General features: G+C 54.7%; 11 protein-coding genes and 2 tRNA genes. 7 read left to right on the plus strand and 6 right to left on the minus strand.

Translation table 11 applies throughout. The annotated features are described in order from the left end of the window. Positions 1-109: 109 nt before the first annotated feature. From M6G53_RS24355 to M6G53_RS24370, 4 genes are all read right to left on the minus strand, one after another. Positions 110-277 (minus strand): ParA family protein, encoded by a 168-nt coding sequence (locus M6G53_RS24355; protein ID WP_436286550.1) that lies wholly within the window; start codon positions 275-277, stop codon positions 110-112. Continuing rightward, entirely contained in the window at positions 271-489 is a 219-nt protein-coding gene (locus M6G53_RS24360; protein ID WP_253335081.1) for an AlpA family transcriptional regulator, read from the minus strand. Before M6G53_RS24360 ends, M6G53_RS24355 begins: the two co-directional genes overlap by 7 nt. Positions 490-958: 469 nt before the next feature. Beyond that, on the minus strand, positions 959-1,858 hold the full coding sequence (locus tag M6G53_RS24365; protein ID WP_253335082.1) for a LysR family transcriptional regulator: 900 nt from the start codon (positions 1,856-1,858) through the stop codon (positions 959-961). Between the two features lie 389 nt (positions 1,859-2,247). Next, a complete protein-coding gene (locus M6G53_RS24370; protein ID WP_253335083.1) occupies positions 2,248-3,588 on the minus strand; it encodes an L-type lectin family protein in 1,341 nt (446 codons plus the stop codon). Positions 3,589-4,459: 871 nt separating this feature from the next. Here M6G53_RS24370 and M6G53_RS24375 point away from each other — a divergent pair. From M6G53_RS24375 to M6G53_RS24400, 6 genes are all read left to right on the plus strand, one after another. Further along, the gene (locus M6G53_RS24375; RefSeq protein ID WP_253335085.1) at positions 4,460-5,236 is read left to right on the plus strand and encodes a hypothetical protein; all 777 of its coding nucleotides are present in this window, start codon (positions 4,460-4,462) and stop codon (positions 5,234-5,236) included. Between the two features lie 169 nt (positions 5,237-5,405). Beyond that, the gene (locus M6G53_RS24380; protein ID WP_253335086.1) at positions 5,406-5,864 is read left to right on the plus strand and encodes a DUF5413 family protein; all 459 of its coding nucleotides are present in this window, start codon (positions 5,406-5,408) and stop codon (positions 5,862-5,864) included. A 361-nt stretch (positions 5,865-6,225) separates the two neighbouring features. Further along, a tRNA-Cys gene (locus tag M6G53_RS24385) sits at positions 6,226-6,299 on the plus strand. A gap of 10 nt (positions 6,300-6,309) precedes the next feature. After that, positions 6,310-6,395: transfer RNA gene (locus M6G53_RS24390), tRNA-Leu, on the plus strand. A 70-nt stretch (positions 6,396-6,465) separates the two neighbouring features. Continuing rightward, positions 6,466-6,645, plus strand: a complete 180-nt coding sequence (locus M6G53_RS24395) for a hypothetical protein (RefSeq protein WP_253335087.1) — start codon at positions 6,466-6,468, stop codon at positions 6,643-6,645. Between the two features lie 337 nt (positions 6,646-6,982). Continuing rightward, the gene (locus M6G53_RS24400) at positions 6,983-7,660 is read left to right on the plus strand and encodes a NeuD/PglB/VioB family sugar acetyltransferase (RefSeq protein ID WP_253335089.1); all 678 of its coding nucleotides are present in this window, start codon (positions 6,983-6,985) and stop codon (positions 7,658-7,660) included. A 305-nt stretch (positions 7,661-7,965) separates the two neighbouring features. On the opposite strand, the gene M6G53_RS24405 is transcribed toward M6G53_RS24400, so the two are convergent. Further along, on the minus strand, positions 7,966-9,306 hold the full coding sequence (locus M6G53_RS24405; RefSeq protein ID WP_025302367.1) for an anaerobic C4-dicarboxylate transporter: 1,341 nt from the start codon (positions 9,304-9,306) through the stop codon (positions 7,966-7,968). 298 nt (positions 9,307-9,604) lie between these two features. On the opposite strand from M6G53_RS24405, the gene M6G53_RS24410 reads away from it, so the two are divergent. Beyond that, complete coding sequence (locus M6G53_RS24410; RefSeq protein WP_253335091.1) at positions 9,605-9,886, plus strand: hypothetical protein; 282 nt, start codon at positions 9,605-9,607, stop codon at positions 9,884-9,886. A 34-nt stretch (positions 9,887-9,920) separates the two neighbouring features. On the opposite strand, the gene M6G53_RS24415 is transcribed toward M6G53_RS24410, so the two are convergent. Further along, the gene (locus M6G53_RS24415) at positions 9,921-10,190 is read right to left on the minus strand and encodes a hypothetical protein (RefSeq protein ID WP_253335093.1); all 270 of its coding nucleotides are present in this window, start codon (positions 10,188-10,190) and stop codon (positions 9,921-9,923) included. Positions 10,191-10,538: the final 348 nt, after the last annotated feature.

The following is a 10,538-nucleotide window of genomic DNA, read 5'->3' on the forward strand; positions in this document are numbered from 1 at the left end:
GAAGAACAGCAATCTCCACTCTTAACTCCAATGTTAGCATCGGCAGCTCGCTTAAAACTGCCAGTTTTACCCCAGGTGGGTCCGAATTACATTGGCATGTGGGTCATTTTTACATCGGTACTAACAAATAGGACGACAGGGTGGGTTGCATGTCGACGTCAATCAGCAGCACTCGTAGTCCTGCGTCGGCGAGCAATCCCCCTAAATTCGCAGCGACCGTTGTTTTGCCGACACCGCCCTTGGTTGAGATGACAGAGATGACCAACATGGTCAGCATCGCTCTTGACGGCGTTCGGCGATCCACTGATCGATCTCAAGCGAGTCCCAGCCGACCGCGCGAATTCCGAGGCGAATCGGTTTCGGAAATTTCCCCTCCTTCATAAGGTTATAGATGTGGGCGCGTTTGAAACCTGTTTTGGCTTCCACATCGGGACGGCGAAGAATACGGCACTCGACAGCCGGGGCGCTTATTTCGTTCTTCTGCGACATTGTTGTCACTCCTTAATGCTCAGTGGTATCACGTGGCGTGACTTGCATTAGGGCGCAGCAACTCAAGGCTTTCCCGAAACAATAGGAAATGGCAGCCATCCGTATTCTTAGCGTTGCTTATTCGACCTGACCTTTGTCACTGAAATGTATTAAGGGGCAGTTTTGGATGGTTGGAAATGAGGTGCAATTGCGCTGTTTGCATGCTTGCACGAGTACCGCTGGCCATTGAATCCAGAGAACGTTTACATGCGAAGCTAGACAAAAATGGTCTTGCTCAGGAGGTAGTTGGCTGCCACAGTGCCGATTCCCAGCGGAATCACCAGCAGGAGTGGGTTGGAGATGCCGAATGTATGGATGGGGCAAGCCTTGAGCTTGTATCACCCCTATGCCGTTTCGATTCAGACATTTTTTGCATGACGTGTAGGTTGTGCAAATAACATCTGAATCCAGATAAATTTTGCATAACCATCTATGTGATTTTTGTGCCGATATCTTTCGCTCGTAGGACGAATCGTTCAAGTTCCGGAGAAGAAGGGCGATTCGGTCGAACGAGAAATGTAGCTGCCTCAACAATGTCGTCGCGTATTTGCCGGATGATGACGCCCGGATGACTGTAAAGTGCGACTTGCGAGTTCAACGCCAGGCCAATGCCGTATCCGGCCCCAACCATCATCATCATCAGTTCGTGTCCAGAAACGTACTCGGCGACTAAAGGCTCCTCGAGCCCGGCATTACGGAAAATTCTGCTGAGGATGTCGAATCCTCCCGAACAACGATCAGGATGGCAGATGATCATTGGATATTGGATGGCCTCACTCAAGGGCACCTTGTCGCGGATAAGGAGTGGGTGCCGTGCAGGAATGGCAAACACGAGCCGGTCTGTCCAGACGGCATCCTTGACGAGATTTTCTGAGGCGTAACCAGAATGCACGGTGAAACCTGCATCAACCTGATCGAATCTGAGCGCTTGAACCATTTCATCTACGGTCATCTCAATCACTCGTACTTCGGTCAAGGGTTCCTCTGCCCGACAGCGAGCCAGCAACTCGGCGATGCGAGGTTGAGCCAGGCCATCACTCAAGGCAATGCGCAGATGCCCTCGATATCCGTGCTCCGCAGCTTTGGCTCGAGCTCGGATGCTGTTGAGGAAAGAGAGTAATCTTCTGACGTCCTCGCTGAACACCTTACCTGACCAGGTCAAGCGAATACTTCCTCTGCTACGCTCAAACAGGGTCACCCCGAGCTCCTCTTCGAGCTCTTTGATGGTTCTTGAAAGTGGTGATTGGTCGATGTGGGCTCGGGCTGCGGCGCGAGTAAAACTCAGCTCTTCTGCAACGAGCAGGAAATACTGCAATTGACGAATACGCACGTGTAGCTCCCTGTTGTTTTTGTCAGAAGGCTCTTCAACTCAAGTGGCAGAGCGCGACCAAGACACCAAGGAGAACGAGCTTCGCCGATGAGATCAGAGAGAAGCTAGAGAAATCTGGAGAGTTTCCTTGCAGAGTGTGCAACGCTCCGCGGCGATGAAGAACCGTTGGCTACGAGTAGACGTACCGGGGTTCTTCAATCGATGTCAACAAGTTGTTTGCAACACGGCTTCGTACGCTGTTTTCGCTCTTGCTTCATCACCCTGAATTGGGGCCAGTTAAATAGCGCGAATGGGGTAAACACGAAGTCAGATCTAACAAGCAGCTCATCGTCTGAAAGCCGGTGTAGTTTTCTGACCGACAGTTTCCGCTCCTCTTCGCTGCCCCTAACTCAGTTCGAGCATTGTTTCTCAGCGCATCGCTCTTTCCGGCGGCGAGCGGACAGGGCGCCCAGGCCCGCAGATGCCAGCAGCAGCCCGGTGCCGCCGAGTGCCGGTACCGCTGTCACGGTAGACGGTGTGGGCGGAACGGTGGAAACCTGCGCCGTCACATTGGCGGTGGCCTGCTTCTGCGGGCCGGCATAGAGCGAGCTGGGGTCGAAGCTGATGGTGGCGGTGTTGGGGATGACCTGGCCGTTGGAGACGTTGTCGGCAAGACGCCCGGTAACGGTGAATTCCACCTGGCCATTGGCGGCAAACGGGCCGCCGTTGAGCGCCTGGATGCTGCCAGAGCCGCTCGGGCTGGGGCAGCCGGTGCCGGCGCAAGTCCAGGTGGGGCTCACGATCTGGGCTGGAATGGCGTCGTCGAAGACGATATTGCCGGCTGGGATTGCAAAAGCCGAGTCATTGGTGAACGTGACCTTGTAGGACACCGTCGAGCCCGGCACCGCGGGTGTTGGCGTCAAGAGGGGCTTGGCCACATCCACATTGGCCAGCACCACATTGCGCACCTCGTGGATGTTGGTGTTGCTCCCTGTTGCCGAGCCAAAGCCGATGCGCACTGATGCCGGAGCCGCATAGGGGAACGGGACATTGTTGTGCACGACCGTGGAAGTGCCATTGCGCACCAGCGTGAGCGTGACGTTGTAGCCCCCCGCCGGCATCGGCAGCAGCTGCATCTGCACCGTGGTGGTGGCCGGGCGGGTCGTTACCGTGGGTACGTCGATGCCTGGCGCATATTTGGTGGTGGCCACCAGGGGATAGCTGGCCGCCTGCGGCCCGCGGAGCACCACGCTTTGGGTGTGCTGCAGGCGGGCGGGATCGCCGGCATCAAAGCCGCACCTTAATGGGCCGGAAAAGTTGCCAAATTCGTCCAGCCCGATGCCCAGGTAGGCACCGGCACCGCCGCAATAGCCGAGCGAGCCGCCACCGCCAGCTCCCGACATGTCCTGATCCGCGTCGTACAGGAAGGCTGCAAGCCCATCGGCGCCGTTTCCGCCCCAGGATGCATATTCGAACTCGAAATACAGGGGCATGCTGGGTGTTAGCGGCTCGGCGACGCCGGTCTGCAAGGCGCGTCCGACCCGGGCTTGGGCCAGTGGATTCAGCCGCAGCCAGCCGTTGCCATCGGGGTCGATGCCTGGTGCCGTCAAAGTCGAGCTGTTGGAGATGGTCCAGTCGGGAGCGGTGGTTCCTGTGAGAGGGTGGCGTATGGCTGCGTGGGACAGGGATGCGCCGAGAAAGGCCGGCAAAAGCCACCATGCGGCTTTTTGGCGAAGCTTGGGGAACGGCATCGGAGGCTCCTTGATGGATGGGGTGGAAATGTGGGATTCCCCTGCCATCCATCAGTGATGTACGAGATAGCAGGCAGTGATGATGCAAATCATAAATGAAGATTATTTATTTAATTTATTTGTTTAATCGTATGTGGGTTCAATGTCGCGAACTCTGAACAAGACTTGTTCAGAAGGACTCCAGGGCACGATACTGAGTCCCCTGAAGTGACCGCTCCAGTAGGTTGAGCAGAACTTGAGACGGCCACCTAAGATCTTGGCTGCCTGCATCGACTACATCGAAGGGCCTGGCGAGGTTAGGATGGCTGCTGTGGTCAACCATCCAGCCAAGTTTTTGCATGGTTCCGGGAGGTTTCCCCACCCGTGTTGACAACGTGCGGAGGGAGGTTGTCATTGCTAGGCTTTTTGCACTCCCCTACATCTTTTTTTTTGCGGAAGTGGTTGCCAAGGTCTGCGTATTAGTCCATAATCCAGTCTCTTGATTCAGAGGTGAAGAAAAAAAGCACTTTTGAATCAACGACTTGGAACATGATTGGGAGCCTCGTTTCCCGCTCCAAACATTAACTTGTTGAATCCCGGTGATTCGGCAGGTCAGAAAAAGGGGCTTCGGCCCCTTTTTTCGTTCCGGTTGCTCCTGGCTGTTCTCTGCATCCTCCGTCCCTCTTTATCAGTGACAACGTTTCTGGTTGTCGTTCCGATATGCCGAAGCAACAGAATCGCGCATTTTTCTTCTTGCATGATGTACTTTTGCTTTCCTCGCAAATAGTCTAAATATCCAAGTGGCTTGTCAGGGTTATTGTCGTCCGGCGATGATCAACAAGCGACGGCAGGAAGGGATATTTCCGTGAGTTTGATAACAAGGAGGTCGGCCGTGAGTGTGCATTGTATTCTGCCGTTCGTCATAGTGGCGATATTGGGGTCTATATCCGCGAAATCGGCAGCCGGCGATAACGTCGCCGTCACCGTTGAAACTTACACACTGCGTTACCCGTATGCGAGCCCGATAGATAATCAGGCCGCGCTGGCCGGGATGCTCCAGGGGGCAAAAGTGACCGGCCACTATTGGAAACAGAGCAGGGTTTTAAAACTTACGCGTTGCATGACCGGCGTGACATGTTATCCCTCACCGCATTTTGCGGACGACATAGTAGACCGCACGGTGACCGTTCGGCCGCAGATCATAGCGGGCGCTTCAGAGCGGCAGCCGACACGCCTCGTTTTCAATGTTCCGGCCAGCCACCGCGATGCGCTTTTGGATGGGGTTACGTTGGTGCTGCCGCTGAAGCCGGTATGGCAACAACCCAGTGTGCAACAGGCTTTGCAGCGCGCGGAGGTAGTCTTACCGGAGTACGCGAAGACCAGGCGTGCATTCGAAATGGGGGCATCGGTATCTGTTAATCTTGCCCTGCCGAAAACAGTGGGGGAATTCGGGCCGATGTTGAACTACTGTGCGGAAATTCCGAATCCACTGAGCTGGAGCCACTCCGGCGTGATTTCGATGAGGATCCTCGTTCGGCAGGCGTCAAACCCAAATACGCCATGGCCTTACATCGAAAGCCCCTTGACTTCGGCCAATCTTGGAACGGAAGAGAGTTGCGCAACCTGGCGGCCTGAGGTGGAGAATAGCTATCTGTGGCGTAACGAGTAGCAAGGTACCGTTGGTGGCCAATATCGTCGAGGGGGTACTGCAGTGTTTTGATTCGCCGGGAGGTTTACCATGCCGGATAAAAATAAGGTGGCGCACGGCGCTATCCATTGTATCGTCGCAAAGGACCTGGTGCTGAGTGGCAGTACGTGCTTCTGTCGGGAGAATTACTGTGTTCTGCTTTTTCAGCCAATGGCGTTCTCGGGGGCTGGCGGCGTTTAAATGCGCGCTGTTCTTCGGCCTGGTTGCCCCGCCGTTGGGGGGCGTGATCATGTTTCTGCTGATGGCGTTCGGCAGCGGCGAGCTTGCGGAACCGGGGCGTATCGAGGCCGGCGATATGCTGGGCATGGTGGCGTTTATGGGGGGATTCTCTTATGTACTCGGCTTCCTGCCTGCCTGTCTGGTCGGGGCCCTCGTCGGCATTGTCCATCCCGGTATTCGACGGCTACGCTGGTTTTTACTGTTATGCGCGGTGCTGTCCGCTGCGGCGCCCGGTCTATTGAATGCCGAGCTGCGCATTTTCGGTGCGATCGCGATTTTGCCGGGCACGATCGCCGGGTTTTTATGGTGGCACCGGAGATTGCGCGATGCCTCTCATAATGACGTTTTACTCGGTGCCCCACCGCCGTAAGCAAGTGAAAAGCCGGAGAGGGCGCGGGTAAGCTATTGCCGTCGAGAAAAAAGAACCGATTTGCCCGTGAACTCCTGAGCAGAAGCATATAAAATCAACATTTCGCTTGCCTTTCCGTTGGTATTGTGAACAGTGAGCCCACAAAATAAGCAGTTGAAAGCGTTAGAGAACTTTTTGCTATTTCGGGGGGTTGCCAAGGTGGGGGCTTTAGTCCATAATGCAGTCCATCGATTCGGCAGTAATGAAATAAATTACTTAAGAATCAGGTGATTAGGATAAGCGATTTCAACATCGCGAAGCCAAAGAACAAAACGAAGTGGGTGAATCACCGGCTTTGGCCTGAAAAGGCAAACAGAATAAAGGCGCGTTAACAAAGCGGTTATGTAGCGGATTGCAAATCCGTCCAGTCCGGTTCGACTCCGGAACGCGCCTCCAACTTTCCCGAGCCCGGGTGGTGAAATCGGTAGACACAAGGGATTTAAAATCCCTCGGCTTATGGCTGTGCGGGTTCAAGTCCCGCCCCGGGTACCAGGGAACGAAAATACCGAATAATCAAAGCAATAAGTAGTAATGTCGTAGACCGCCGAGAGGCGGTTTTTTTGTGCCTGAAAATCATGAAATGGCCGCGCAGATCTTCACAGCCCAACATGACCGCCCGCAATTGCGGGCGTTTTTCTTGCGGCGGCGCTTGATCTTCATCGGCTCGCTTTTGGCTGCGCGGGTATTTAATCCGTTCGCCATCACGCCCGTATATGCCCCGCGATCGGTCCGCGTGAATTGATGGCCGACACCCGACTGGCGATTGAGGCGCATTTCAGGGAGCCGTTAGTTGTCGCGCTGCACGTTTAGCGTTTGCCGAAAGTCAGCGTTGCGTGCCGCGATAGTCCACCAACGCGTTCGTGAGGCCTGAGGCCGCTACGCGTAGGCACTGAAAATAGCTTTCTGAGCCTGTGTCCACGCGGAACCCATGGCGTAGGTATTTCCAAGAGTAAGCATATTATTAAAACCAAGGGGTAATGCATTGCAACCTCTCGGCCTTATAATAATTACTGGTGGTATTACATTTGTTCTGTATAATTTAATCGAATGTCTATTCCCGTCGTTAAGAGAGGCTTCGAATGGAAAGTTATGCTATTGTCGGTGCAGGAGGATGTGGTAGAGAGGTATTGCCTGTGGCGGTCAGGATGGTTAATTCTCTTCCCTCATATTCTAAGACAGAGTTTTTTTTTGTTGTAGAAAACTCAATGGATGTCGAAGTTAATGGCGTTAAGGTATTATCGCCAAGTGATTTCTTTAAAAGACCCTCTGATGGTAAATACTTTACCGTGGCTATTGGCGATAGCAAAGTCAGGGAAAGAATAGCGTCAGAGTTTCTTATAGCAGGAGCTACACCATTCATTGTAAAAGGTGAAGGCTCGTTGATATATGATACGGCCGAGATTGGTGGCGGAACGATTTTAAGCCCATTCGTAACCGTCAGTGCCAATGCGAAAATAGGTGATTTCTTCTACGCCAATGTTTATTCTTATGTCGCTCATGATTGTATTATTGGCGATTACGTTACATTTGCAGCTGGGGTGAAATGTAATGGGAATGTGATAATTGAGGATCATGCATATATTGGCGCAGGAGCGGTTATAAAAGAAGGAAGCAAGCAAAAACCCATTGTCATTGGTGCTGGCGCTATTGTTGGCATGGGGGCTGTTGTCACTAAAAGTGTTCCCGCAGGGGCGACGGTTGTCGGGAACCCTGCCAAACCGCTGATCAAGAAAGACCTGCTTTCTGATAAGCATTGAAAAAATTTATTCCGCCAGTTTAAATATCGAATCGTCGAACCCGCTCTAGCGGGTTTTTTATTGAGCATGAGAAGGGTAGATTTAAAAGACCCGTTTGCCGCCGCGCAGGTGCTTATCCGTATTGCCCGCAAGGTAGAGGCGGCGGAGAATACCGCGTTTCAAGCGCCACCTTGATTGCCCCATGTCGTCAACCGCCGAGAAACGGTTTTTTGTGCCTGCAATTCGCAACTGCCTTTCTTTTCATAGCGCCCCCTTTGGGGAGCCACCCCGGTGGCAGGGAGCCCTGCGGGGCTCCCTGGTACAAATCATAAGAAACCGAACGCCGCGGCCAGGATCCAGCCGAAGACGCAGGAGACGCTGACGCCGATCAGGCCAGGTAGAATAAAGCTGTGGTTGATCACGAAGCGGCCGATGCGGGTAGTGCCGGAGCGGTCGAACTGGATTGCTGCCAGATCGCTGGGGTAGGTCGGTAGAATGTAATAACCGTAACAGGCTGGTGCCGAAGCGACGATATAGGCCGGGTTGACGCCGATCGCCAGCGCCACCGGCACCAGCGCCGCCAGCGCGGCGGCCTGCGAGTTGACGAATTTCGACACCAGCAGCAGGATCAGTGCATAGGCCCAGGGGTACTCTTTCACCAGCACGCCCAACGTGGCTTCGATCTGCGCCAGGTGCGCGCCGAACATGGTTTCCGCCATCCAGGCAACGCCATACACCGCCACGATGGCAATCATGCCGGAACGGAACACCTCGTTTTTAGAGATAGACGCCGGGTTGGTGCGGGTAATGATGACGATCAGCGCCCCGGCCATCAGCATGCACATCTGGATCACCAGGACCATGGAGAGCGGCTTGCCGCCGAAGCTGGGCCGTAGATCGGAAAACGCCCCCAGCACCGCCACCAGTGCGATGGTGGCGAGGAAAATCCACATGGCGATCCAGTTGCTGCGCGGCAGCACCCGATCCAGCAGGGTGGCGGCGTCGCCATAAACGTAGCGATGGTTTTCCGGCACCGAGATGAATTTCTGGAACTCCGGATCTTTGTCCAGGTCTTTGCCGCGGAACCAACTGAAGATGCCGATCGCCAGAATGCCGCACAGGGTAGAAGGGATAGTGATAGACAGCAGGTCGAGGAATTCCAGATGGCGGCCGTTGAAGGTGTAACTGCTGAGCATTGCCACCAGCGAGACCACCGCCACCGAAACCGGGCTGGCGATAATGCCCATCTGCGCGCCGATCGAGCTGGCGGCCATCGGCCGTTCCGGGCGAATGTTATTTTTGATCGCCACGTCATAGATGATTGGCAAGATGGTGTACACCACATGGCCGGTGCCGCACAGGATAGTGAGAATGCAGGTCACGAACGGTGCGATGATCGAGACATAGCGCGGGTTACGCCGCAGCATCCGTTCGGCGATCTGCAGCATGACGTCCAACCCGCCCGAGGCCTGCAGGGTGGCGGAGGCCGCCACCACCGCGATGATCACCAGCATCACGTCCACCGGTGGTTTACCGGGCTGCAGGTGAAAACCGAACACCAGGATCATCAAACCGATCCCGCCCAACAACCCCAGCGCAATGCCGCCCTTACGCGCCCCATACAGCAGGCATGCCAATATAACCGCTAATTGCAGAAAGAAATCCATGATAGATACGCCTTAATAATGTTGAACTTAACTGCGTTCAGTTTCCTGCCGTGTTGGCAGCAGAAAGTTGTTTTAAATCTAAAGGCGCTAATAAATTGTGGTTATTAACGCGAAAGAGTGAGGAGGGTCACGTTCAGTCAATCAGGGGAGGGGGCGGCGGCATTAATAACCCGCCGTTGGCCGAGCACCGGGCCTTTCAACCACTTATCCCCGCGCCAGGCGCCACTGTGGCACGATGGCAGGCGCGATACGGCATTGTGGTCTAGTATTCTTGGGTAAAAAATTTATTGGGGTGATTATGCAGCCGAATAAACGGGTTGAGTTTGATCATGAGCTTTGTCTGGCGATCGGCAGGGCCGTATTGGATGTGGTGGCGCAGGGGCAAGAAACCAGCGCTCCGGCGGTGATGAGCGCCATTGAACGTTCGCTGGAACAGGGGCTGAATGACGACGAGACCGCCGCTGCCGACGATGCGCTGGATTTGATGGCCCGCCTGGTCCAGCACGGCGGAGTCGTTAACCCGCCATGCAAAGGTGAGACGGCGCCTTCTTTGGTTGAGTTTCAAGCGCTGCAGGAGTGAGAGCGCCGCATCTGTATGTCAGCGATTGGCACCCTTATTTGAAGCCGCCGTTGCGGATAAACTCGAGGCCGGCGGCGGTGATCCGCGTTTGGTGCGGATCGATGTCATAGTTGCTCTCGTCGATGTCGCTCATCACATAGGCCTGTATCAGCCCTTTGGCCTTCAGATAGGCGAAAGGATCGGCGAAGGCGTGCGAGCTGGTGGCGTCTTGTTTCCACAGTTCGTAGGTTTTTTCATCCAGCGTGCCGGGGTGATTGGCGGCCAGCCGGGTCAGGATCTGATTGTAGAATACATAGTCGGTCATGATGCGGTCCCCTTTATCGCGAGCGAGCGTCTCGAAAGTGGCGGTCACGTCTTTCAATCATAGCCGATGTTTTGCGCCGCCTGCGCCGGACAGCCGCGTTGGCTTTGGGACCAACGCGAAACGATGAGCGGTTGACGAGTACATCACGCTATAACCACGATGTCAGCGGTGGCGGTAAGACTTCCATTCCGGTCGCCATCAAGCAAAAAAGCCACCCAACCGGGTAATGCTGGTCACTTAAGGGTGACCAGCAACTTTTTTATCTGGATATTTCCTGCTTCTGGCCCGGAGTTCTCTAGGATAACTTCGCTCTCTGCGCCCTGGTAGTACCAGCCATTTCGCCTGTTC

Origin of the sequence: Serratia nevei (assembly GCF_024160145.1) — a bacterium.
Lineage (GTDB): Bacteria > Pseudomonadota > Gammaproteobacteria > Enterobacterales > Enterobacteriaceae > Serratia > Serratia nevei_A.

Bases quoted from the DNA above. Each gene is read 5' to 3' on its own strand.
- M6G53_RS24355 (WP_436286550.1), bottom strand. From the start codon at position 277: ATGCTGACCATGTTGGTCATCTCTGTCATCTCAACCAAGGGCGGTGTC.
- M6G53_RS24360 (WP_253335081.1), bottom strand. From the start codon at position 489: ATGTCGCAGAAGAACGAAATAAGCGCCCCGGCTGTCGAGTGCCGTATT.
- M6G53_RS24370 (WP_253335083.1), bottom strand. From the start codon at position 3,588: ATGCCGTTCCCCAAGCTTCGCCAAAAAGCCGCATGGTGGCTTTTGCCG.
- M6G53_RS24400 (WP_253335089.1), top strand. From the start codon at position 6,983: ATGGAAAGTTATGCTATTGTCGGTGCAGGAGGATGTGGTAGAGAGGTA.
- M6G53_RS24405 (WP_025302367.1), bottom strand. From the start codon at position 9,306: ATGGATTTCTTTCTGCAATTAGCGGTTATATTGGCATGCCTGCTGTAT.
- M6G53_RS24410 (WP_253335091.1), top strand. From the start codon at position 9,605: ATGCAGCCGAATAAACGGGTTGAGTTTGATCATGAGCTTTGTCTGGCG.
- M6G53_RS24415 (WP_253335093.1), bottom strand. From the start codon at position 10,190: ATGACCGACTATGTATTCTACAATCAGATCCTGACCCGGCTGGCCGCC.